General features: G+C 36.0%; 25 protein-coding genes. 22 read left to right on the top strand and 3 right to left on the bottom strand.

Annotated features, from left to right (window positions below; translation table 11 throughout):
• Window positions 1-93: 93 nt before the first annotated feature.
• The 21 genes from LC457_RS09735 to LC457_RS09835 all read left to right on the top strand — a co-directional run bounded on the left by LC457_RS09735 (window position 94) and on the right by LC457_RS09835 (window position 17,690).
• A complete protein-coding gene (locus LC457_RS09735; RefSeq protein WP_047378072.1) occupies window positions 94-582 on the top strand; it encodes an ecotin in 489 nt (162 codons plus the stop codon).
• Between the two features lie 1,132 nt (window positions 583-1,714).
• A complete protein-coding gene (locus tag LC457_RS09740) occupies window positions 1,715-3,133 on the top strand; it encodes a TolC family protein (protein ID WP_223599669.1) in 1,419 nt (472 codons plus the stop codon).
• Window positions 3,134-3,144: 11 nt separating this feature from the next.
• A complete protein-coding gene (locus LC457_RS09745) occupies window positions 3,145-4,101 on the top strand; it encodes an HlyD family secretion protein (RefSeq protein WP_223599670.1) in 957 nt (318 codons plus the stop codon).
• Window positions 4,102-4,160: 59 nt separating this feature from the next.
• Complete coding sequence (locus LC457_RS09750; RefSeq protein WP_223599671.1) at window positions 4,161-5,366, top strand: ABC transporter permease; 1,206 nt, start codon at window positions 4,161-4,163, stop codon at window positions 5,364-5,366.
• Window positions 5,367-6,147: 781 nt separating this feature from the next.
• Window positions 6,148-6,603: a DUF1569 domain-containing protein gene (locus LC457_RS09755; protein WP_149832696.1), complete on the top strand. Its 456-nt coding sequence runs from the start codon at window positions 6,148-6,150 to the stop codon at window positions 6,601-6,603.
• 10 nt (window positions 6,604-6,613) lie between these two features.
• The gene (locus LC457_RS09760) at window positions 6,614-7,084 is read left to right on the top strand and encodes a hypothetical protein (protein WP_223599672.1); all 471 of its coding nucleotides are present in this window, start codon (window positions 6,614-6,616) and stop codon (window positions 7,082-7,084) included.
• A gap of 2 nt (window positions 7,085-7,086) precedes the next feature.
• Window positions 7,087-7,491, top strand: coding sequence for a hypothetical protein (locus LC457_RS09765; protein WP_223599673.1), 405 nt, complete (start codon window positions 7,087-7,089; stop codon window positions 7,489-7,491).
• The gene (locus tag LC457_RS09770) at window positions 7,488-7,859 is read left to right on the top strand and encodes a VOC family protein (protein WP_223599674.1); all 372 of its coding nucleotides are present in this window, start codon (window positions 7,488-7,490) and stop codon (window positions 7,857-7,859) included. Before LC457_RS09765 ends, LC457_RS09770 begins: the two co-directional genes overlap by 4 nt.
• Window positions 7,860-7,916: 57 nt before the next feature.
• A complete protein-coding gene (locus tag LC457_RS09775) occupies window positions 7,917-8,366 on the top strand; it encodes a VOC family protein (RefSeq protein WP_223599675.1) in 450 nt (149 codons plus the stop codon).
• Between the two features lie 172 nt (window positions 8,367-8,538).
• A complete protein-coding gene (locus LC457_RS09780; RefSeq protein WP_223599676.1) occupies window positions 8,539-8,931 on the top strand; it encodes a DUF1398 domain-containing protein in 393 nt (130 codons plus the stop codon).
• Between the two features lie 131 nt (window positions 8,932-9,062).
• A complete protein-coding gene (locus LC457_RS09785) occupies window positions 9,063-9,740 on the top strand; it encodes a DUF2490 domain-containing protein (protein WP_223599677.1) in 678 nt (225 codons plus the stop codon).
• A 76-nt stretch (window positions 9,741-9,816) separates the two neighbouring features.
• Window positions 9,817-10,821, top strand: a complete 1,005-nt coding sequence (locus LC457_RS09790) for a bestrophin family protein (RefSeq protein ID WP_223599678.1) — start codon at window positions 9,817-9,819, stop codon at window positions 10,819-10,821.
• A gap of 89 nt (window positions 10,822-10,910) precedes the next feature.
• Window positions 10,911-12,524 carry a Na+/H+ antiporter gene (locus LC457_RS09795; RefSeq protein WP_223599679.1) on the top strand — a complete coding sequence of 538 codons (1,614 nt, stop codon included), beginning with the start codon at window positions 10,911-10,913 and terminating at the stop codon, window positions 12,522-12,524.
• A gap of 15 nt (window positions 12,525-12,539) precedes the next feature.
• Window positions 12,540-13,172, top strand: coding sequence for a hypothetical protein (locus tag LC457_RS09800; RefSeq protein ID WP_223599680.1), 633 nt, complete (start codon window positions 12,540-12,542; stop codon window positions 13,170-13,172).
• 11 nt (window positions 13,173-13,183) lie between these two features.
• Complete coding sequence (locus LC457_RS09805; RefSeq protein WP_223599681.1) at window positions 13,184-13,609, top strand: SRPBCC domain-containing protein; 426 nt, start codon at window positions 13,184-13,186, stop codon at window positions 13,607-13,609.
• A gap of 3 nt (window positions 13,610-13,612) precedes the next feature.
• A complete protein-coding gene (locus LC457_RS09810) occupies window positions 13,613-14,119 on the top strand; it encodes a GNAT family N-acetyltransferase (RefSeq protein ID WP_223599682.1) in 507 nt (168 codons plus the stop codon).
• Window positions 14,116-14,499: a VOC family protein gene (locus LC457_RS09815; RefSeq protein WP_223599683.1), complete on the top strand. Its 384-nt coding sequence runs from the start codon at window positions 14,116-14,118 to the stop codon at window positions 14,497-14,499. Before LC457_RS09810 ends, LC457_RS09815 begins: the two co-directional genes overlap by 4 nt.
• A 35-nt stretch (window positions 14,500-14,534) precedes the next feature.
• On the top strand, window positions 14,535-15,557 hold the full coding sequence (locus LC457_RS09820; protein WP_223599684.1) for a glutaminyl-peptide cyclotransferase: 1,023 nt from the start codon (window positions 14,535-14,537) through the stop codon (window positions 15,555-15,557).
• 92 nt (window positions 15,558-15,649) lie between these two features.
• Window positions 15,650-16,612, top strand: coding sequence for a hypothetical protein (locus LC457_RS09825; RefSeq protein ID WP_223599685.1), 963 nt, complete (start codon window positions 15,650-15,652; stop codon window positions 16,610-16,612).
• Between the two features lie 24 nt (window positions 16,613-16,636).
• The gene (locus LC457_RS09830; RefSeq protein WP_002977952.1) at window positions 16,637-17,251 is read left to right on the top strand and encodes a deoxynucleoside kinase; all 615 of its coding nucleotides are present in this window, start codon (window positions 16,637-16,639) and stop codon (window positions 17,249-17,251) included.
• Window positions 17,252-17,336: 85 nt separating this feature from the next.
• Window positions 17,337-17,690: an ArsC/Spx/MgsR family protein gene (locus tag LC457_RS09835; protein WP_223599686.1), complete on the top strand. Its 354-nt coding sequence runs from the start codon at window positions 17,337-17,339 to the stop codon at window positions 17,688-17,690.
• Between the two features lie 50 nt (window positions 17,691-17,740).
• Here LC457_RS09835 and LC457_RS09840 read toward each other — a convergent pair whose 3' ends face one another.
• The 3 genes from LC457_RS09840 to LC457_RS09850 all read right to left on the bottom strand — a co-directional run bounded on the left by LC457_RS09840 (window position 17,741) and on the right by LC457_RS09850 (window position 19,284).
• A complete protein-coding gene (locus tag LC457_RS09840; protein ID WP_223599687.1) occupies window positions 17,741-18,202 on the bottom strand; it encodes a hypothetical protein in 462 nt (153 codons plus the stop codon).
• Window positions 18,203-18,266: 64 nt separating this feature from the next.
• Complete coding sequence (locus tag LC457_RS09845; protein WP_047421595.1) at window positions 18,267-18,572, bottom strand: DUF493 family protein; 306 nt, start codon at window positions 18,570-18,572, stop codon at window positions 18,267-18,269.
• Window positions 18,573-18,612: 40 nt separating this feature from the next.
• A complete protein-coding gene (locus tag LC457_RS09850; RefSeq protein ID WP_223599688.1) occupies window positions 18,613-19,284 on the bottom strand; it encodes a DUF4197 family protein in 672 nt (223 codons plus the stop codon).
• A 365-nt stretch (window positions 19,285-19,649) separates the two neighbouring features.
• On the opposite strand from LC457_RS09850, the gene LC457_RS09855 reads away from it, so the two are divergent.
• A complete protein-coding gene (locus LC457_RS09855) occupies window positions 19,650-22,499 on the top strand; it encodes a SusC/RagA family TonB-linked outer membrane protein (protein ID WP_223599689.1) in 2,850 nt (949 codons plus the stop codon).
• Window positions 22,500-22,502 lie beyond the last annotated feature (3 nt).

The following is a 22,502-nucleotide window of genomic DNA, read 5'->3' on the forward strand; positions in this document are numbered from 1 at the left end:
ATGAAAATAGAATTAAATCGAAAAAATCAAACAATTGTTTAATTTTGGAATGATTTTTGGAATTAGGTTAGTACAAATTAAAAAATTATAAAGATGAAATTTTCTAAAACTTTAATTACTGGATTGGTATTGATGGCTGGAGTAAATGCTTTCGCGCAAAAGAAAGCAGAAAAGTTTGAAAAACTACAGATTGAAATGTTCCCAAAAGCTAAAGAAGGATATAAACAGGTATATATTCAGCTTCCAGTAGCAAAAAACGAAAACGATTTAAAAGTTGAACTTTTTGTAGGTGCTGAAAAAATGTTAGATTGTAACAACTATTTCCTGATGGGAGAAATGAAAACTCAGGATCTTCAGGGATGGGGCTATAACTATTATGAAGTAGAGTCTAAAGGAGAAACTGCCGGAACCCTGATGGGCTGCATGGATAAAAAACTGACTAAAAAGTTTGTTACCCTAAAGCCTGAAACGGTAAGATACAACAGTAAACTTCCATTGGTGTTCTATGTACCGAAAGACATCGAAGTACGTTACAGAATTTTACGTCCCGATGCTGGCTTGAAAAAAGCAGTTCAAAGATAAATCAGCTTATTATAATTATACAGAAAACTCCTCGCAGCGATGTGAGGAGTTTTCATTTTTTATAGTATCAATTTGGGATTAATTAAACGTTTCGTTTGTCATTCCGCAGGAATCCATGCTCTAAAATTCAGAATCACCTTATTCGCTGAGTGAAATGCCGTTGCGAACGAATTTAAAACAATTTATAATGCTTTTGCGAACATCGCGTTATATTATAGGTTTTGGCTAAAGCCGTTTGAAATTTTAACCTTTTATCAAACGGGCTAAAGCCCATTCCTATTGAATAATATTCTTGCAAATTTTGCTGATTATTATTCCCAAATCTATCCACTCACTTTGTCATTCCGCAGGAATCCATGCTCTAAAATTCAGAATTACCTTATTGGCTGAGTGAAACGCCCTTGCGAACGAATTTAAAAGACTTCATAATGCTTTTGCGAACATCGTGTTATATTATAGGTTTTGGCTAAAGCCGTTTGAAATTTTAACCTTTTATCAAACGGGCTAAAGCCCATTCCTATTGAATAATCATTCTTGCAAATTTTACTGATTATTATTCCCGAAGTCTATCCACTCAGTTTGTCATTCCACAGGAATCCATGCTCTAAAATTCAGAATTACCTTATTGGCTGAGTGAAATGCCCTTGCGAACGAATTTAAAAGACTTCAAAATGCTTTTGCGAACATCGCGTTATATTATAGGTTTTGGCTAAAGCCGTTTGAATTTTAACCTTTTATCAAACGGGCTAAAGCCCATTCCTATAGAATAATCATTCTTGCAAATTTTGCTGATTATTATTCCCGAAGTCTATCCACGCACTTTGTCATTCCGCAGGAATCTAAATTTCAAATCTCAGGATAGAATACTAAAGCTTGTTTTTCCGGTCTAGTACTTTTAAATCCTTTTATTTCCTGATAAAAATGCTTTATAAATAGTATGAAAAAAGTAGAGTTAAATATTTTTTCAAAATTTTTTAGTTTTTAATTAACATTTAAACGCATCAGGCAAAACTTTATTTTGTAAGGCTTTAAACTTAAACAGATTTTAAACTTACTTTAAATTCACAGTATTGTAGAATTATCTTGAAGGATTTTACTTTTTTTTGCATTATATTTGTTGTAAACATAAACCATGAAAAACAATTTATTGATTTTTACGTTTAGTTTTTTTGCGTTCCCCGCTTTTGGCTGGGCACAGTCTGCGCCGGATTTTAAAGAACTTCTGGATAGTGCTATGGTTCGGGATTCGAACCTTAAAATGCAGGTGACCCAAAACAAACTTACCGATCTTGACGAACATAAACTGAAAGATATCTTTCTTCCTACCCTGGAATTGAGTGGTAAAGCCGGCTATCTCAACGGAACAGCAAGACTTACGTCACCGGAACTCAATCTCGCTCCCTTTATCAATATTCCTGAAGGGACTTTCAACAATAATTTCAATGTATCAGGATTTTCAGGTATTGCCAAGGCAGATGCCAAAATGCTTCTGTATTCCGGAGGGAAGGTCAAATACATGAAAAAAGCGGTTGAAGAAAAGAAAAAATCTGAAGATATCCTTTTGGAAAAGACAAAAGATGAGGTGATTGCTACGATTTCTAAAGCGTACGATCAGCTAGCTCTCATTCATCAGTCTAAAAAAGTACTGGATGAAAGTAAAAGACGGCTTGATATCAACAGAAAAACAGCCGATAAAGCACTTGGTTACGGCTTGATTACTCCTTATGACCATAAGAAAATCGAACTCGCTCAGGCTACCTTAGATGCGAAAATGGTAGAATATGAAGGGAAAAAAGAATTACTTCTTACCCAACTTTATATTTTAACAGGAATCAACAGAGAAAGGCTCCGAATGATAGATCCGGTATTATCTCCTGTAGAACTGCTTGCAGCAGAAAAAGGAATAGAACAGAGAGCAGAAATTCGAGCGCTGGAACATGGTATAAGTGCTGCAGATTATAAAATAAAAGCAGAAAGAACATGGATGATTCCTAAAGTACAGCTGATGGCTTCCGCCTATTATATCGGTTTATATGGCAACAGGATCAAATCTTCAGAAAATATAATTCCGGCAGTTCCGATACTTGGATACGAAGGGAAAAAACTGGACTGGAGGCCTAACAATATCAATGTATTCCCTTTGATTACTGCAGGAGTAGGTTTTAAATGGGAGATTTTTGACGGTAAAGAAGGAAAACATGCGGAAGAAACAGCCAAAGTCGGAAAAGAAGTATTGCAGAACCAGAAAGAAGATGCCCTGAAAAAACTGACACTGAACCTGGCAAATAATCAGACCAATTACGATATTGCTTCCGCTCAGATTACTTTAAAAGCCAAGGAAAAAGAACTGGCAAAAAATGCACTCGTACAGGCAGAAAAAGAATTCCGATATGGAATGAGTAAATCTTCTCAGCTTATTGATGCGGAAAACGATCTTGAAGCTTCCGAGCTGGAATATCAGAATGCCATTTTCAACCAGAGAAGAGCGGGAATAGAACTGATGAGGTCTACCCAGGAACTGGATATCACCAAATTTTATTTAATCCCTTAAAAATTTAAATGATGCATAAAAATATATCTATACTCTTCGCTGCTCTGTTTTTGTTGGGGAGCTGTGACAAAAAAAATGAAAAGATCAAAGAACCTGAAGGAAAAACTAAAAAGGATGTCATCTCTTTTGCCCCAAAAGTTACCGGAAGGATCTTAAAAATATATGTTTCCGAAGGTCAAACGGTGAAAAAAGGAGATACTTTGGCTCAGCTTGATGTCCCTGAAGTTTCTGCAAAAATCGCGCAGGCACAGGGCGCAGTAAACGCCGCTTCAGCTCAGGAGCAAATGGCAAAAAACGGAGCTACATCCGATCAGTTGAAACAGCTTCAGGCCAAATATAAAGGTTTGAAAGAACAATACGAATTTGCCCAGAAATCGTATAAAAGAGCAAACAATATGTTCCGTGACAGTTTAATGTCTCCGCAGGCTCATGACGAAATTTATGCAAAACTGCAGGGCGCAAAAGCACAATATGATGCTGTAGTGGCAGAGCTGGATGACGTAAACAGAGGAACCCGTTTTGAAAAAATAGAAATGGCGGCAGGACAGGCATCACAGGCCAAAGGAGCTTTGCAGGAAGCCAATGTAGCCTATTCCGAAAGATACATCATTGCTACCAATGATATGGAAATAGAAACTATCAGTTTAAACACAGGAGAACTTGCAACAGCTGGTTTTGCCCTATTCAACGGATATATCCCTGAAAGTACTTATTTCAGATTTACCATTCCGGAAAGTGCTATTTCAAAATATAAAAAAGGGCAGGAAGTGACCATGCAGGTGGTTTATAACAAAGAAAACCTGACAGGAGATATCGTATACATCAAGCAGTTGACAAAGTACGCGGATATTACAACAGCTTACCCTGATTACCAGCTGCAGGATGCGATCTATGAGATCAAAGTAAAACCCAAAGACATGAACAAGGCTAAAAGTATTCTAGTAAATGCTAACGTAATTCTGAAATAAATGAAAAGAACGGATGAAGCTTCTATTGAATTTCATTCTCAAAATATAAAAATATACAGATGAAAGAATTTTTCCGTCTTTTGAAACGTGAGTTCAAACTTTTTATTGGCAATTCTACCTTAAGGACAGTGTTCTTTTTGGCACCGGTCTTCTATGCAACCTTGCTGGGGTTTGTCTACAAAAGCGGAAAAGTTGAAAATACTCCTGTATTGGTGGTAGACAGAGATAATACTCCCTTATCTAATCAACTGACGGAAATGCTGGATGATAATAAAAGCATTAAAATAATCAGATATCTTCAGGAACCGCTGAGCATCAAAGATGAGGTCATCAGGCATGAAGCAGCAGCTGTAGTGATTATTCCTTCAAGGTTTGAAGGAGATATGCTTCAGAAAAAATATCCTGAACTGAATGTCTATATCAATACCGGAAACGTCTTAACGGCAAATTTTGCCTCCAAAGCCCTTCAGTTGACCATAGGAACCTTCTCTGCCGGAGCTTCCATCAAGGCTCTTCAAAAAGCAGGAATGCCTGCAGCAAAGGCGGTGACACAATATGAACCTTTCAAAGCCAATTATATTACCCTCTTCAATACCACCGGAAACTACCTGATCTTCATGTGGCCCGCTATGCTGGCAGTAGTATTACAGCAGGTGATTCTATTAGCTATGGCTGTAAGTTTTGCAGCTGAATTTGAAAGAGGTTCTTTTGTCAAAGAATATCTCAGAATGAAAAAATGGGCCTTCCCAACCATGCTGATAAAAGTAATTCCTATCTGGGTATTTTCTATTCTCATTGTAGGTATTTACTACTTTATGCACATGATTTTCCATGTTCCTATGCCGGAAGGAATATTCAATTTTATTTTGCTGACGGCCGTTTTTGTAGGATCAGTTTCGTTTTTAGGCGTATTTATCAGTATCCTGATTCCTGATGCATTGAAAGCTACACAAATCCTTATGGTTATTGCTTCACCGGCTTTCATTATCAGTGGTTTTACATGGCCTTTAAGCGCGATGCCTGCCTTCGTTCAGTTTATCGCTAATATTATTCCGTTGACCCCTTTTTTACAGGCTTTCAAAATTTTATTAATTCAAAAAGGTTCGGTAGAACTTACATTCCCTTACCTGAAACATTTGAGTATCCTTTTAGTGGTATACGCTGTGATAGGCTGGATTGCTTTAAAGATCAAACTTTGGTTTATTTTCAGAAAAGCTGCGCCACAGGAAATTGCGGTTGAGAATGCTTCTGAGGAGATTGAGTAGTTTAGTGCTGGTTTCTGATTTCTGGTTTCTGGTTAATTTGTTGCTAGTTGCTAGTTGCTAGTTGCTGGTTTCTAGTTTTTGTTTTTAGTCGATTGGGTATATTGGTTATGGCTTGTAATAGTTCTGTGGTTATTAGTCTTTACATTAAACAATCCAAAATAATAACATCAAGAAATAAGTCAAAAAACAAAACAATCCACATCACCCAAACTCCAGATTCTAACACCCCGAAATCCATACCCTTAAAACTAGCATCCCAAATCCCATAACCCCGCACCTCGTAACTTCCCCATGTAACACTCTCAACCTTTACACTACACTTAATCACAAACCAGCAACCAGCAACTCGTATCCCACAACGAATACCCCCGCACCCCGAATCCCGTAACTTATCTCATGTAACATCCTCAACCTTTATCCCTACACTTAATCACAAACTAGCAACTGGTAACTCGTACCCTGCAACCAATTCCCCCGCACCTTGCATCCCGTAACTTATCTCATGTAACATCCTCAACCTTTATCCCTACACTTAATCACCAACCAGCAACTCGTATCCCACAACCAATACCCCCGCACCCCGAATCCCGCACCCTCCCCATGTAACACCCTCAACCTTTATAGCTACACTTAATCACAAACTAGCAACCAGCAACGGACCAACTATCAACTCACAACCTCACAACCGGAATCCCATAACCAACAACCCTCAATTTTTTCATCCAACAATAAAATCAAACAAAAAAACTGATATATTTGTCTGTAGTAAAATAGAAATTATATGGAAAATGTATTTGATGCAAAAGATGCTCAAAATTATATTGATAGGATAAATAAGTTGGTGGAAGATACGCATGGTTTATGGGGGAAAATGACCGTAGACCAGATGCTTGCACACTGTTGTATCACTTATGAAATGATTTATGAGCCGGAAAAACATAAAAAACCGGGATCTATTGCAAAATTTATATTAAAAACCTTTGTGAAACCTAAAGTAGTAGGAGAGAAAGCATATCCAAGAGATTCTCCTACGGCTCCACAGTTTTTGGTAACTACCAGAAAAAACTTTCACGAAGAAAAAACAAGACTGATTGGTTTTATTCAGAAAACACAGCAATTGGGGGCAGATGCTTTTGATGGAAAAGAATCTTTTTCTTTCGGAAAATTAAAGGCTCAGGAGTGGAATAATATGTTTGCTAAACATCTGAACCACCATCTGTCACAATTTGGCGTTTAAAACTCACTGCATGAAAAAAACTTTATTACTCTTCCTTCTGGCGGCCAATTTTGTATTGGGGCAGATGCCGGATATTTCAAATACATGGCTGAACAACAGTAAACCTTATCTGGGAACTATCGGAAACAAAGGTCAGGAGCTGAAACTGAAGATCAATATTTCTGAACAGAATAAAAAGAATGATCAGGAATATTTTGTTTCAGGATATTCCCTTGTGGATACCAACTACACAAAGTTTGAAGGTAAGATTACCATTTCAAAATATAAAGATTCCAGAAAGCAGGGAACCGTGTTTGGGGAATATGAACTGGCAGAAGAGAATAAAGGAAAACATTCAGGGCTTTTTAAGGGAAGATTTGTCTATAATTTTAAGTGGAATAAGAAAACAGAAAAAATTGAAGGGCAATATATTGAACTGATAGGAGACTGGAAAAGTTATGATGGAACGATAGCGTTTAAGACCCATTTAAAAAACCAATAACCATGCTGAGAAGAATATTAGCCGTGGTGGTGGGACTTATTGTAGGTTCCATTTGTATTACAGTCGTAGAAAAAATAGGCCATTATCTGTATCCTCCTCCCGCAGAAGCTTCCGCCGGAGATATGGAGGCACTGAAAGTGTATATTAATGAAGCTCCTTTTATGGCTTTATTCATTATTATTCTGGCGTACACCTTGGCAGCAGTTATTTCCGGATTTACAGCCTCAAAAATTTCTAATAACGGAAAACCTGCAGCAGCCATAATCTGTGGAATTATTTTTTTACTGATGACCATTTACATGATGGTGTCTTTACCTACTCCAATCTGGTTCTGGATTTTAGGAATCCTCGTTTGGGGACTGGTTTTCCTAGGACATAAACTCGCTTTAAAAACAAAAAAAATATGAAATTAGGAGCATTTTCAATCAGCTTAAGTGTAAAAGATCTTCAGAAATCCAAGGACTTTTATGAGAAGCTGGGCTTTACAACAATGGCAGGAACTACAGAAAGTAATTATCTGATCATGAAAAACGGGTCTACATTGATAGGGCTTTTTCAGGCTATGTTTGACGGAAATATGCTTACTTTCAATCCGGGATGGGACGAAAATGCACAGAATCTTGACTCTTTTGACGATGTGCGTGAAATTCAGAAAAGATTAAAAGAAAGTGGAATTGAGATCGGAAAAGAAGCTGATGAAACAACTTCAGGACCTGAACATATTTACCTGAAAGATCCCGATGGAAATATGATTCTTATAGATCAGCACAGGTAATTATCTGGAAAACGGTACAAAAACAACTTAAAAAAACTTAACTAATAAAAAACAACTATGGCAACAGTAAACGTTTATTTAACATTCAATGGAAATTGCAAAGAAGTATTTGATTTCTATAAATCTGTTTTTGGAGGAGAGTATCCTTACATTGGAACATTTGGAGAAATGCCTCCAATGGAAGGGAAAGAAACTCCCGAGGAAGACAAAGACAAAATCATGCATGTTTCACTTCCAATCTCTAAAGAAACCATATTGATGGGAAGCGATACAGGAGGAGAATGGTCTTCCAATTTCAAAGCCGGGAACAATTTCTCTATTTCTATCAATGCAGAATCTAAAGAAGAAGCTGATAAATTATTCGGAGGTCTTTCTGCAGGTGGACAGGTAACAATGCCAATGGCAGATACTTTCTGGGGAGCTTATTTCGGAATGTTTAGCGATAAATTCGGAATCAACTGGATGGTAAACTATGATGATCCTGCTAAAATGCAGCAGCATCCATAAAATTAATATTTTGTATTTGAAATATAGTTAGAACTTACCGGCAGTTACATTGCCGGTTTTTTATTTGCTCTATATTTGCATCCCTAAATTTTTTAAATTTGATAAAAAAGTACATCAGAGGTAATAAAATGATGGAAGATTTTTACTTAATCACCTAAAAAAACATAAAAAAATGAAATTTACAATTGAAGACATTAAAACCGAGCATCAAAAAGTGAAAAGCGGAGCCGATTTCCCTGCATATATTCAGGCTGTAAAAAAATTAGGGGTTTCTCATTATACAACCTATGTCTCTGATGGAAATACAGAATATTTTGATCAGGAAAATCAATCTGTGCAGACGGGAAGCAAGTACGACCCACTTACTGTTTCAGAAAACTTAAACCTTGAAAATTTTAAACTGAGGCTCAAGCTTCACCAACAGGGAGAAACAGATTATATGACTTTCTGTAATGACTGTGCAGAAAACGGAATCAAAGGATGGAAAATGGATCTTCATGGAATGACCTGTACTTATTTTGGCCAAAATGAAGCTGATGTACTGACAGAACAGGTTCCAGGGTAATGTTTTAGAGAAAGGCAGGTGAAAATTATTGTATCCGGTTTTCTTTCAATCATGTTGTAAAATAGTATTTGCTATTATTGATTTAAAATATTAATTTTGTTAAAAACGATAGATAATAGTAATTAGCAGGCATGAGAAAGGTTTTTACGAAGTTGGCATTCACAGTATTAGGTTTGGGCTCCATTTTGACATTTGCTCAAAAAAGTGATCTGGGAGCATGGTATATGTATTTTGGAAATAACAAAATCAGTAAGAAACTGAACTGGCATAATGAGATTCAGTATCGTAATTTTGATGCGGTCGGAGATCTGGAGCAGTTACTGATCCGTACAGGGATTGGATATGATCTTACGGAAAATAATAACAATGTTTTATTGGGATATGGTTTCATTCTGAGCCAGCCTTATGTAAACGGTGAGAAAAAAGAAAATATAGAACACCGAATTTTCCAGCAGTATATTACCAAACAGAAGTTCGGGCGTTTTTACCTTCAGCATCGTTACCGTTTGGAAGAACGTTTTCTGGAAGATGATTTCAGGATGAGGTTTCGATACATGTTGGGAGTCAATATTCCGATTACACAAAAAGAAATGCTGCCGAAAACCCTTTATGCATCAGTATACAATGAGATTTTTCTGCACTTTAATAATCCGGTTTTTGACAGAAACAGAGTCTATGGTGCTTTAGGATATGTCATCAATAAAAACATGAGGATTGAAGCAGGTTATATGAATCAGATTCAGGAAAACAGAAATCGTGGCCAGATTCAGATTGGTTTCTATAATAATATTCCATTTACCAAAAACTGATTGTAACCGCTGCTGAATGCTTGATGAAGACCATTATTTGAAAATAAAAAATAATAAACACAAAAAATAAACACCTATGCATTCAGGAAAAAGATTTGGAGCCCGTGAGTTCATTATCTGGACCAGACGGAGTATTTATGCTCTTGTCGTATTATCAGCCATTCCTACTGTTCTGTACTTTTTAGGATGGAAATTCCTTTCCGTTCCGTGGCAGCCAATTGCCATCATGGGAACTGCAGTTGCTTTTATTGTTGGTTTTAAAAACAATGCCAGCTACAGCAGACTCTGGGAAGCAAGACAGATCTATGGAGCTATTATCAATGACAGCCGTAGTTTCGGATATATTCTGAGAGACGCTCTGCTTTCCAAAGATGCAGGTAAAGTAAAAGAAATGTTTCTTCGTCATTATGCATGGCTTACCGCACTGAGATTTCAGCTTCGTGAGCCGAGAGCATGGGAAAACATGGGCACAGACCAGTTTGATGAATATGCTAAAAAGTATGACATTCCGGAGAGGCTTTCCAAGCTGGATGAAGAATTGAAAAAATACCTTTCGGAAAGCGAGCTTCAGTATATTTTAAGCAAAAAAAACAGGGCAACACAATTGATGGCCAAACAGAGTAAAGCACTTTCCGAAGCCTATGAAAAAGGAGAAATTAACGATTTTCAATGGACACAGATCAATCAGCAATTGGTGAAGTTTACAGATAACCAGGGAAAAGCTGAAAGAATTAAAAACTTTCCTTATCCAAGAAACTTTTCTTCAATCACTACTTATCTTTTGCTGTTGTTCATTGTTTTTGTGCCTTTCGGATTGCTGAAAGAACTTGATAAATTAGGAGACGGAACAATAGTGGAGGGCTGGACATTATGGTTTAATATTCCGTTTTCTTTATTGGTAACGTGGTGTTTTCATACCTTGGATAGTGTTGGAGAAGCTTCCGTAAATCCATTTGAAGGAAGTCCTAACGATGTGCCAATCACCCAGATCAGCCGTACCATAGAAATAGATATGAGAGATATGCTGGATGAGTCTGATCTTCCGCCGGCCATTACTCCGAAGAACAATATTGTACTCTAATTTAAAATTAAAAGATTAAGATATCTTTCTGTAAAAGCAGGAACCTTATTAATCAAAACAATAAATAACACTTAAAAAAACAACTTAAAATGATTCACAGCTATGTTATAATATCTATTGCAGTACTGCTGTCTGTGATGATATTGGTAATGATCGGCCAGAAATTAAAAGTCGCTTACCCGATTTTTCTTGTGATTGCAGGATTGCTCATAAGCTTTGTGCCGGGAATGCCGCGTATAGAAATAGAACCTGATCTCGTTTTCCTTATTTTCCTGCCCCCTATTTTGTTTGAAGCCGCATGGTTTACTTCATGGCAGGATTTTCATAAATGGAGAAAACAAATATTTTCAATGGCTTTCGGATTGGTGTTTTTAACATCCATTGTTGTGGCTTATCTCTCTTCTTCAATTATTCCGGGGCTTACGGTAGCAATGGGATTCTTGTTGGGAGGTGTAAATTCCCCACCCGATGCGGTAGCGGCTACTTCGGTGCTGAAACATATGAAAATTCCTAAAAAAATAACCAATATTCTGGAAGGAGAGAGCCTTATTAATGATGCATCCAGTTTAATTGTATTTAAATTTGCCCTTGCAGCCGTTATTTCAGGACAGTTTATCTGGAGAGATGCTGTTCAGGATTTTTTTACGATGGCGATCGGAGGAATTGCGGTGGGAGTGGCAACAGGCTTTTTATTTGGGGCTTTACTTAGAATTATTCCTACCAATTCTAATATTGATACTATTATTACCCTTATTGTGCCGTACATTATGTATGTGGGAGCAGAATATTTCCATTTTTCGGGAGTACTGGCAGTAGTAGCCGGAGGTTTGCTGATGTCTTATAATTCACATTGTTATTTGAGTCACACCTCAAGAATACAGTCCGGGAACGTGTGGAGTGTACTGATATTTCTGATGAATACGATCATTTTTATTTTGATTGGCCTTGAACTTCCCATTGTAGTGGAAGGAATGAAAGAATATACCATTTCTGAGGGTATTTTCTACAGTGTGGTGATTGGTGGTGCAATCATCGGAACAAGAATTCTGTACAGTTATGCATTGATGTATTTCCCAAGAGTGTGTTCCAAAGAATTAAGATTAAAAGTTCCGAAACCGGATTGGAGAGAACCATTTATTATCAGTTTTGCAGCGATGAGAGGAGTAGTTTCACTAGCTGCAGCACTGTCTATTCCTGCTTTTTTACCAAACGGAGATGCATTTCCGCACAGAAATATTATTTTATTTGTAACTTTCGTTATTATATTGATTACCCTTGTAGGGCAAGGATTATTGTTGAGTCCGATTTTGAAATTATTGAATATTCAGGATGCCGGAAGTGAATTGCCGGAAGAAAAACAGGAAGTGATCCTGATGCGTAAGCTGAAAGAAACAGCATTGCACAAGCTGGATAATGACTTTTCTGAGTTGGCAGTCACAAACAGCTTAGTCCGTCATCAGAAGCATAAACTGGAAAATGAAATGATGCTGATGGCAGATAAAGCCCAATGTATGGCCTCCACAGGAGACTATGTATCCGCAATCAATGAAAATAAAGATGTCTTGCGACAGATCATTCAGGCACAAAGAAATGAACTGCACAGAATGAAAAGAGAAAAGATATTTGACGATCATGTGATGAGGACCATTGAAATGCAACTGGATTTTGATGAAGCGAAGATCACTGGATTTTCACATGGGTAAATAATTGAAACTATCATGGCTCAGCAAAAGATTATTGTAAAAACGGAATCCTCAGACCTATGGTGGGGCATACATGGTCTGACAGAAAAAGCGGGATGGGAAGATCTTGAACTTTTTTATGCATCAGGAGAGAGAATAGGTTTCGTTTGTTTGAATACAAAAAAATATTTAAGATATTCTCTTGATAGCTTTAAGATCCAGAATGATATTGATGCTGATGAAATAGAATTTTATAATACTCTTCAAAATTATCTGGAAGGGAATGAATGTCATTATTGGTTTTATTATGACCATAAAGATGACGGGCATTTTTTTGAAGTTCCCTATGAAGCACCCAGAAATAAGGAAGGAATAAAACCTTCCTGGATAGACATCTGGCATCCTGATGAAGGAATAGGCATTCAAACCATTGAAAGAGCAGTTGCTGAATTTGCGGGAAAGTTTCTGGAGATAGAGGATTGCCTGGTTGAAGTGGTACATGATGTTTCATTAGAAGAATCTATTGCCTCTTTTAAAAAAAGCGAAGAACGTTTTGGAGGAAGAGCTCCTCAAGAAATTGCTTTTTCAGAACAACTGGTCACTGAATTGTCCGGCTTATGGAAAATGAATAACGATGAGGTTTTGAAAAAACTTAAAGAAAGTATCTAAAGTAAAGAAATATGATCACACCCATCACTGTTCAATACAAAATAAATGCTCCGGCTGAAAAAATCTGGAAAGCATTGACCGATAAAAATGAAATGAAATCCTGGTATTTTGATATCCAGGATTTTGCATTAGAAATAGGAAAAGAATTTAATTTCTTCGAACCCGGAGGTGAAAATAAATACCATCATCAGGGAAAAATTTTAGAAATAATACCTAATCAGAAACTGAAACATACATGGTCATATCCTGATTTTTCAATGTTAAAAACTATTGTGACCTGGGAATTACTTCCGGAGGACGGACAAACTCTAGTAAAACTTACCCATGAAAATATTGAAAACTTCAAAGACTTGGGAGATGGTTTTTCAAGAGATAATTTTACACAAGGCTGGAACACTATTTTGGGACAGAGTTTGAAAGAATATTTAGAAAAGTAGATAATGATTACATTACAGCCCTTTACAATTCACGATGCACCGCTGCTGATTTCAAAGATAGAAGATGAAAGAATGCTTCTTCAGTTTGCCGGGCCCGTATACCGTTTCCCGCTTACAGCAGAACAGCTGGAGACCGATTTGTCCGATGAAAAAAGAACCTTGTTTACCATTGCAGATCATACAGGAACAACTATTGGTCACGCTCAGATTTTTTTAAAAGAAAAGACATTTCTGCTGGGCAGAATTCTGATCTGGGATGAAAACAACAGAGGAAAAGGATATGGTAAAAAAGTAATGCAGGAACTTCTTAAATATGGTTTTAGTCATTTTGATAAAGAAACTGCAGAGCTTAATGTTTACGACTGGAATACCGGAGCTATTGAATGTTATCGGAAAGTAGGTTTTGCTTTTGACCCTGAAGTTAGAAGCGAAGCGAAGATTGATACAGAAACCTGGGTTTCCCTGAATATGAAAATCCATAAAAATACTTTTGAATTACAGGAATCATGACACAGTTTACAGCACTTCGTCCTGTTCTCTGGACAGAAAATCTTGATGAGACCATAGGATTTTATATGCGTGTTCTCGGTTTTACCCTGATGGGGAGAAATGATGATTGGCAATGGGCTTCCCTTCGTAAAGATGAAATATACATCATGCTTTCTCAACCAAACCAACATGAAAAAAATACTTCAATAGGTTTTTCCGGCTCATTTTATTTCAATGTAAATAAAGTGGTTGAGCTTTGGGAAGACCTTAAAACAAAGGCAAAAATCTGCTATGAGATTGAATCTTTTGAGTGGGGAATGAGGGAGTTTGCGATCTATGACAACAACGGTTATATCCTACAATTTGGCGAACTCATAGATAATATTGGCAATACGGAATAAAATTTGCTATTTTTGGGGAAATATTTAGAAATTCAATGAGAAAAAATATAATAGCGGGTTTCGCAGCGATTTTATTACTGGCATCTTGTAACAAGAATAAAGAAATTCTTGATACACTGAATACTTATAATAATTCAATGGAGGCGAAAGGATACCATTTCGGAGATAAGCTTGAGCTTCCGAAAGAGGTAACGGAAAATGCAGAAAGTGTAACCATCAGCTTTGGAGATAAAGAAACAACAGATCTAACAGTTGATCCTAAATTTTTCACATTAGGTGATAATGCTGTTACTTTCAACGTTAAAACAAAAGGAGGAGAAGTACTGAATCAGGATGCAACGATTAATGTATTTGCAAAAAATCCTGAAAAAAATATTCCTTACCAGATTGTAGCAGAATATCCTCACGACCCTAAAAACTTTGTACAAGGTTTTCAGGTGGAAGGAAATACCATTTATGAAAGTGACGGACAGAACGGAGCTTCCCAGATTTTAAAATATACATTGGGAACTACAACGCCGCTTGCTTCTACCAAACAGGCTCAGGAAGACTTTTCTGAAGGAAGTACCATTGTAGGAGATAAAGTATATCAGCTGACATGGCAGAGCAAAAAAGGGTATATCTATGATAAGAGCTCTTTAAAACTGCTTTCGGAATTTGCTTATCCAAATGTATTGGGTGAAGGTTGGGGATTGACGTATGACGGGAAAAACCTGATTGCTTCTGACGGAAGTAAACTTTTATATTTCCTTGATGTCAATAATCCTTCGAAACTGATTAAATATATCGCTGTTGCCGGTAGCGCTCAAGCTTACGATCAATTAAACGAGCTGGAATACCACAACGGATTTATTTACGCCAATGTATGGCAGAAACCAATTATTTTAAAAATTAATCCAGCCAACGGTGAAGTAGTGGGCACTTTTGATTTCACAGAAATTGCCAAACAGAACACAAAAGGAAGTGATGATGTATTGAACGGAATTGCTTTCAAAGGCGATAATATGTTGGTAACAGGAAAGAACTGGCCGAAGATTTATGAAGTTGTAATTAAATAATAAAAGTTTAATAACAATTTCTATCGGAATAAAATAAAGTATGTAAATTGGTAGCGTTCCATGAGGAGCGCTATCTTTAGTAAAAAAGAATTTTGAGATTAGTATATCTGATATTGACTTTTGCTTTCTGCACATTTTCTGCGCAGAATATTCTCCCTTTAGATACTTTAAAATTGAAGGAAGCTAAAGATATGCTTGCCGATGACTATGGAAGTCTGTATATCTATAAAAACAAAGATTTTAGTTTTACCAAATACGATTCTTTAGGAAAGCAGATTGGAAAAATGATGCTTACTGTTCCTTACAAAGTGCAGAATGTACAAAATCCGCTGAATGTGCCTTTATTCTCTGAAAATGCCCAGGAAATGAAATTTGTGGATCAGAATATGAATGAGATTCAGAGACTTGATTTTAAGCAGAAATTTGGTTTCATCAGAATGGCTTATGCCGAAGATCTGCAGCAGCTGTGGCTTTTGGATGACAGTACAAAACGCTTGATACAGTATAATTTCAGGAATGATACTACGATCAATTCCTATCCATTTGATATCAGTTTTGAAGATCTGATGGATATGCTGGTCTATGAAAATAAAGTCTATATTTTAACAAGAAAACATATCAGGATTTACAGCCTGAAATTTGAAAAACTTTTTGAAGCCCCTTTAGAAAACGGAAAACGCTTTAGAAGAGAAAATGATGCAATTCTGGTTGTGGCTAGTAATTTTATTTCACAATACGTTCCTGAAAAAGGAATGGTGACGGTTTTTGAAGATCCGGACGCACAAATTGTGGATAAAAACATCCTTTCTTATTTTGAAATCAAGGGGAACAAACTCTATCTTTACAGCCTTGAAAAAGTAAAGAAAGCCAAACAGCAGAAACTGCTTGACGCTCAGCCGGAATCTCTACAGCAATCTACAGAAAAGCCCGTAGAAAAAACTGAAGAAAAACCCGTTGAGAATAAAGAGGAGAAGCCTTCAGACAATACACTGCAGAAATTGCTTGAAGACACTTCCAAAGTTCAGACTGAGGGAATCGAAAAGCTTATCAATTAATCAGTAAATACAAGGAAAAAGAATATGCATATTGCGGTTACAGGAAACATTGGAGCAGGAAAAACAACTTTGACGACAATGCTTTCCAAGCATTACGGATGGGATGCACAATTTGAAGACGTAGATCATAATCCTTATCTGGAGGATTTTTATTCAGATATGAGCAAGTGGAGTTTCGCACTGCAGGTTTATTTTCTGGGAAGCAGATTCCGTCAGGTAAAGGAGATCAGAGAAAGCGGTAAAAACATCATTCAGGATCGTACTATTTATGAAGATGCTCACATTTTTGCAGAAAACTTAAATGATATGAATCTTCTTTCGGACAGGGATTTCAATAATTATTCATCGGTTTTTGATCTGATGAAGTCTTTTGTATCGGCTCCGGACTTACTGATTTACCTGAAATCAGATGTCCCCAATCTGGTTAAAAAAATCTATAAAAGAGGTCGTGAATACGAAGCTTCTATCAGTATTGAATACCTTTCAAAACTGAATCAGAAATATGAAAAATGGATCTCCAACTATACCGAAGGAAAACTTCTGATCGTAGAAGTGGATGATCTTGATTTTGTTGAAAAACCGGAAGATTTCGGGTTTATTCTGGAGAAAATTGAAGCAGAACTTCACGGATTGTTTTAACATACTTTTATTAGAATATTAAGATATATTCAGTGAGATTCTTCCTAAATTTGGTAAAGAGAATTTAATTTTTTTGAATAATTATATGATGGTAGTTAAAGTTTTACATAATGGAAACTGTTCAAAGTCAAATGCTGTATTGGAGTATCTTGACGAGAACGGAGTGCCTTTTGAGATCATTAATATCATTGAAGATCCGCTAAGCATCCTTGAGATCAGAACTGTATTGAAAAAACTTAACCAAAGTGTTTTTCATATTATCCGTAAGACTGATAAACTGTATATTGAGAATTATGCAGATAAAAATTATTCAGAAGAAGAATGGCTGAAAATTCTTTCCGAAAATCCTTCTCTGATACAAAGGCCAATTCTGGTAAAAGGCTCAGTGGCCATGTTGGGAAGACCCATTGAAAATGTAAAATTCTTTATTGAAAAATAATAAATACATCATAAAAAATCCGTTCTGTAAAAGAGCGGATTTTTTTTATTTTATTTCGTTTTCTCAGTTCCGTTGATTGCATTGTATAATGCTTCCAGTTCTTTTGGGGGATGGCCGGCATCAAAACTTGAAGAAGTATATTCTTTCCCATTGGAAGTAATAATAATGGAAGCAGCCATAGCACGGTCGGAATGTCTGCCTGTCGTAGGAGATTGAAGATCTGATATCTTAGATAAATCAAGATTTTCAGCCAGTTTTGAAACTGCTTGCCATTCAGCAGGAGATACCTTAGTATTAACGATATCTTCGTTGTTATTTGTTGTTTTTAATGAAGGTGTAAAAACAATACTTTTACTAAACCCTCTTGTTCTTTCCGCTAACTGGATTTGTTCAATCTTTTGCTGCTGTACTGCAGTGGTGACTGTCGTATTGTTTTCACTGTTGGTTTTGTGAACACAGCTTGTTGCAGATGTGATTAAAAGGATATTAAATAGGATCAATTGGATGTTCATAGTGTTTTTTTATGTTTTTAAATAGTAAAAAACCGCTTCATTACTATGAAACGGTTTCTGTTTTTTACAATAGAATAACGCCTTCTATTTTTGCTACTTCTTTATAAATATTCACAACCTGATCTGCATCCAAAACAAATGCATTGATATTGCAGGCCGTGTATTTTCCATTTTTACTTTCGCGGTTTCCCAGTGTAAATTTAATGCCGTCAAAAACTCTGTATATCTCAGTAAGCTTTGACTGGTCTGTAGGAATAATAAATTTAAATAAATAATCTTCCGGAAAATCATGATGATCCTCCAGTTTATCCTTCAAAGACTTGTAAAAATCTTCGGGATTTGCGTGTTGATTTCCTTGTAATATATCCATCTGCAATTATTAATATAATATAAATATAACGAAATTTCTCCTATTTTCCAAATGGTCCCAGGAGAGATTTAGAGTTCTGATGCTCATAATCTTCAATGATATTGAATAACCCATTCACTAGTTGTTCAGAGGCCAGCTGACTCAATCCACCTGAATTAACCGTGTTTTTATTTCCTCCTAAAAGACTACCCAAGAAATTGCTTCCTGATAACGCTGTATTGATGGTTTTTACAATTCCATATTCATTCAGTTTCTCATCAACTTTGGGAGCGATTGCTGCAATAAGCTGTTGGGATGTTTTCTCTTTCAGAACCTGTGTTGCAGTGGTTCCCTGCATGATTCTCGTTACATCCTGAGCGTTCAGACTATTAACGGCACCTTCCAGAATAGGTTTTGAAGTATTTACCGTATAAGCTGCAGCCTGTGCAATAAAATCTCTTTCTTTAGCAACCAATGACGGAGATATCTTTTCCAGCGTAGAATTGATGTCTCTCAGCTCTTTTGGAAGTGCTTTGTCTACCATATTATTCTGCAGAAAGGCTTCCTTGTTTCCGTAGATGCCCATTCCTTTATCTATACCATTAAGCAGAATTTTTTTAATAATAGAAAGCCCCAAGTCTGATGTGGCCAATGTTGTACATGATTGCACACTGGTTGTAATAACAGCACCGGTTCCTATAATAAGAGCGGCTGCAATGATATATTTTTTCATTGATTTTTATAATTTATTCCTAAATGCTTTTTTGTCAAAAACTGCACCAAAGGTAATTACTATTCTCTATTTAACAAAATATTAAGTTCACATGAATATTTGGTGATTTTTTGCATTAAAAATGTTAATTTATAATTAATAAAATGTTAGATAAGTGATAGTATTTTTAGGTATAAAATTATAAAATTTAAACATTTGTCAATTTTTGCGTAATAAAATGCTGTAATTTTTAAATATTTAAGATAGTTTAACATTGTTCAATATTTTTTCTATTTTTGGCTAATGTCTTTTTTTGAGATTTTAAATAACTCCACTATTTAGAGACAGGTACAAATTTGAATTTATTTGAATAAAATTGAAACTATATGAAACAAAGTAATTTAAAGTATTCATGTCTCATTGCTGCTTTGTACTTCGGTATGAACGTGAATGCACAGGTTACACAGGATTCTGCTAAAGTCCAGAAAATCGATGAAGTCGTTATGATTGGATATGGTAGCCGTAAAAAAGTAGATAATACTACTTCTATTAGTTCTATCAGCGCAGAAGAAGTAACGAAAACCAAAGTATTGAATGCATCACAAGCTATCCAGGGTAAAGCAGCCGGGGTACAGGTAATTGCTTCCGATGCACCGGGATCTACCCCGACAGTTATGATCAGAGGACTTGGTACAGTACTGGGGGGAAGAACTCCTTTATATGTAGTTGATGGAATGTTTACTGATAACATTAATAATATCAACTCTAATGATATTTTGACATATGATGTATTGAAAGATGCAGCAGCATTGGCAATCTATGGTAATAGAGCTGCTAATGGGGTAATCATTATTACTACAAAATCAGGTAGAGGAAAGCTAAGCGTTTCTTATGATGGACTGGTTGGATTTAGAACCCCTTTGAAAACCATCAAAATGGCTAACGGGTCTGAATTTGCGAATTATAATAACGCGGGTAAAGCAAGTAATTATTTGAATCCAAATCAACCATACAATACAGATTGGTTTAAGGAAATTACAAGAACGGGTATCTATAACCAGCATAACTTATCAATTTCAGGATCTTCAGAAGTTGCTAAATACTTTTTAAGTTTAAGTAATTACGATGAACAATCTATCCTTAAAGGAACCAATTACAATAGAACCACAGTAAGAACGAATAACGAGTTCAGAATTACTAAAGGTATCAGGTTAGCTCAGACCTTAAGTGCTACTTTTACGAATGATACTCCTAAATCATATGGCGCTTTTACGAATGCTTACAAACAATCGCCATTAGTTCCTGTATATTATCCGAATGGAAAATACGGTCAGCCTATTTATAATAAGACTACTGGAAATATCGATTACGAAGGTGGGAGATTTAATAACGTAGGTAATCCTGTAATGCAGCTGGCTTACGATAATCAAAGAGGTAGAAATTTCTTATTGCAAGGTGGATTAAAATTGGATGTAGATATCTATAAAGATTTAAAGTTTACCTCTCAGTTTAGTGGAGAGTATGGTAATTATAAATATTATAATTTCGTAAACTCTAAATCGTTCTGGTTAGATAGTGATCCGATGAGAACGGATAATCAATATTCAACTACATCACCACTTACCAGATTGACCAATAAAAGTCAGAACTATTTCAACTGGTTACTTAATAATTATTTAACATATACAAAGAAAATTGAAAACCATGATATTGAAGTTGTTGTAGGTACAGAAGCTTCAGTAAAGAATGGGCTTGAGACTTTAATTATTAACAGAAAAGATGTTCCTGTTTCAAAAGATTACTGGAACCTTAGCGGCGTTGATTATTATGGTAATCTGTATAGTGATAGCGATACTAAAGCTCTTGAATCTATAAAAGGAAACAGGAATACGACAATTTCCTATTTCGGAAGATTCCAATATAAATTTATGAATCGTTATTTATTAAGTGGAACAATCAGAAGGGATGGTTCTTCTCAATTTGCTGCTGGTAATAAATGGGGAACGTTCCCATCATTTGGTGCAGGTTGGATTATCTCTGAAGAAAACTTTATGAAAGATGGGTTCTTTGATTTGTTGAAACTTAGAGGAGGATGGGGTAAAATTGGTAACCAAAATGTTCCTTTGAATTATTTACCACTTTCAATGGGAGCAACTTATAATTATGCGTTTGGAAGTTCACCAGTAAGTAATGGAGTTACTGTCAATAAAGGTTACGACCCGGATTTGGGATGGGAAGTTACAGAAGAATCTTCTTTAGGATTAGATTTTGGTATCTTAGATAGAAGATTGACAGGTACTTTTGATATCTATAACAGAAAAACCAAAAATCTTATTCTGGGTGTTGTTCCCTATATGGCAACCGGAATTTCTGATTTGAATTATTCACATATGGGAAGTGTTGTTAATAAAGGTGCTGAGGTAAGCCTAAATTGGGCTGATAAAGTAGGTGAGGATTTTACCTATTCAATTGGTGCCAATTATTCTTATAATAAGAACAAGCTTGCCAGCATTGATCTTTCTAAGCCGGTTTCTCAAATTGTGGGAGGAAATCTTGGAAATGGACAAGATACAAAACTTTTTAACGCTAATGCAGTTGGTTATGCATTAGGAAGTTTCTATTTATGGGAAGCTGATGGTTATGATGCAAATGGTAACCTGAAGTTTAAAGACTTGAATGGTAACGGAGTTACAGGAAGTGCAGACCCGGGAGACAGACGTTTCTTTGATTCTTACATTCCAAAATCAACGTTAGGTGTAAATATCTCAATGTCTTATAAAAATTGGGACTTTGCCTTGAGTGGTTATGGAGCTTTTGGATTTAAAGTATACAATGGTAAAAAAGCACAAAGAAATGGTGGTGAAAATGTTGAAGCTTCTGTAGCGAATAATTTCTGGACACCAACAAATACTAACGCTGCGAATCCTGTAAATCCTGCAAATATTCCAATTGCCTCAACATTCTATTTAGAAAGTGGAGATTATTTCAGAATCAATAATATTTCAGTAGGATATACATTTAAGAACTTAACTGATTATGTAAAATCAATTAAGCTTTATGTAAGTGCAATTAATCCTTTTGTGTTCCAGAAATATTCAGGATATTCTTCAGAATTATCTGGATACAATCCTGCTGATCCTACTGCAGAAGGAGATCCATATAAACGTGCAGGAGTAGAATTGGATGCTTATCCTACATTGAGATCTTTTGTATTTGGTGTTAACCTAAATTTTTAAAAA

It is taken from the genome of Chryseobacterium sp. GVT01B (genome assembly GCF_019970045.1).
GTDB lineage: Bacteria > Bacteroidota > Bacteroidia > Flavobacteriales > Weeksellaceae > Chryseobacterium.

Coding starts and splice junctions, on each gene's coding strand:
- LC457_RS09735 (WP_047378072.1), top strand. CDS start 94: ATGAAATTTTCTAAAACTTTAATTACTGGATTGGTATTGATGGCTGGA.
- LC457_RS09740 (WP_223599669.1), top strand. CDS start 1,715: ATGAAAAACAATTTATTGATTTTTACGTTTAGTTTTTTTGCGTTCCCC.
- LC457_RS09745 (WP_223599670.1), top strand. CDS start 3,145: ATGCATAAAAATATATCTATACTCTTCGCTGCTCTGTTTTTGTTGGGG.
- LC457_RS09750 (WP_223599671.1), top strand. CDS start 4,161: ATGAAAGAATTTTTCCGTCTTTTGAAACGTGAGTTCAAACTTTTTATT.
- LC457_RS09755 (WP_149832696.1), top strand. CDS start 6,148: ATGGAAAATGTATTTGATGCAAAAGATGCTCAAAATTATATTGATAGG.
- LC457_RS09760 (WP_223599672.1), top strand. CDS start 6,614: ATGAAAAAAACTTTATTACTCTTCCTTCTGGCGGCCAATTTTGTATTG.
- LC457_RS09765 (WP_223599673.1), top strand. CDS start 7,087: ATGCTGAGAAGAATATTAGCCGTGGTGGTGGGACTTATTGTAGGTTCC.
- LC457_RS09770 (WP_223599674.1), top strand. CDS start 7,488: ATGAAATTAGGAGCATTTTCAATCAGCTTAAGTGTAAAAGATCTTCAG.
- LC457_RS09775 (WP_223599675.1), top strand. CDS start 7,917: ATGGCAACAGTAAACGTTTATTTAACATTCAATGGAAATTGCAAAGAA.
- LC457_RS09780 (WP_223599676.1), top strand. CDS start 8,539: ATGAAATTTACAATTGAAGACATTAAAACCGAGCATCAAAAAGTGAAA.
- LC457_RS09785 (WP_223599677.1), top strand. CDS start 9,063: ATGAGAAAGGTTTTTACGAAGTTGGCATTCACAGTATTAGGTTTGGGC.
- LC457_RS09790 (WP_223599678.1), top strand. CDS start 9,817: ATGCATTCAGGAAAAAGATTTGGAGCCCGTGAGTTCATTATCTGGACC.
- LC457_RS09795 (WP_223599679.1), top strand. CDS start 10,911: ATGATTCACAGCTATGTTATAATATCTATTGCAGTACTGCTGTCTGTG.
- LC457_RS09800 (WP_223599680.1), top strand. CDS start 12,540: ATGGCTCAGCAAAAGATTATTGTAAAAACGGAATCCTCAGACCTATGG.
- LC457_RS09805 (WP_223599681.1), top strand. CDS start 13,184: ATGATCACACCCATCACTGTTCAATACAAAATAAATGCTCCGGCTGAA.
- LC457_RS09810 (WP_223599682.1), top strand. CDS start 13,613: ATGATTACATTACAGCCCTTTACAATTCACGATGCACCGCTGCTGATT.
- LC457_RS09815 (WP_223599683.1), top strand. CDS start 14,116: ATGACACAGTTTACAGCACTTCGTCCTGTTCTCTGGACAGAAAATCTT.
- LC457_RS09820 (WP_223599684.1), top strand. CDS start 14,535: ATGAGAAAAAATATAATAGCGGGTTTCGCAGCGATTTTATTACTGGCA.
- LC457_RS09830 (WP_002977952.1), top strand. CDS start 16,637: ATGCATATTGCGGTTACAGGAAACATTGGAGCAGGAAAAACAACTTTG.
- LC457_RS09835 (WP_223599686.1), top strand. CDS start 17,337: ATGATGGTAGTTAAAGTTTTACATAATGGAAACTGTTCAAAGTCAAAT.
- LC457_RS09840 (WP_223599687.1), bottom strand. CDS start 18,202: ATGAACATCCAATTGATCCTATTTAATATCCTTTTAATCACATCTGCA.
- LC457_RS09845 (WP_047421595.1), bottom strand. CDS start 18,572: ATGGATATATTACAAGGAAATCAACACGCAAATCCCGAAGATTTTTAC.
- LC457_RS09850 (WP_223599688.1), bottom strand. CDS start 19,284: ATGAAAAAATATATCATTGCAGCCGCTCTTATTATAGGAACCGGTGCT.
- LC457_RS09855 (WP_223599689.1), top strand. CDS start 19,650: ATGAAACAAAGTAATTTAAAGTATTCATGTCTCATTGCTGCTTTGTAC.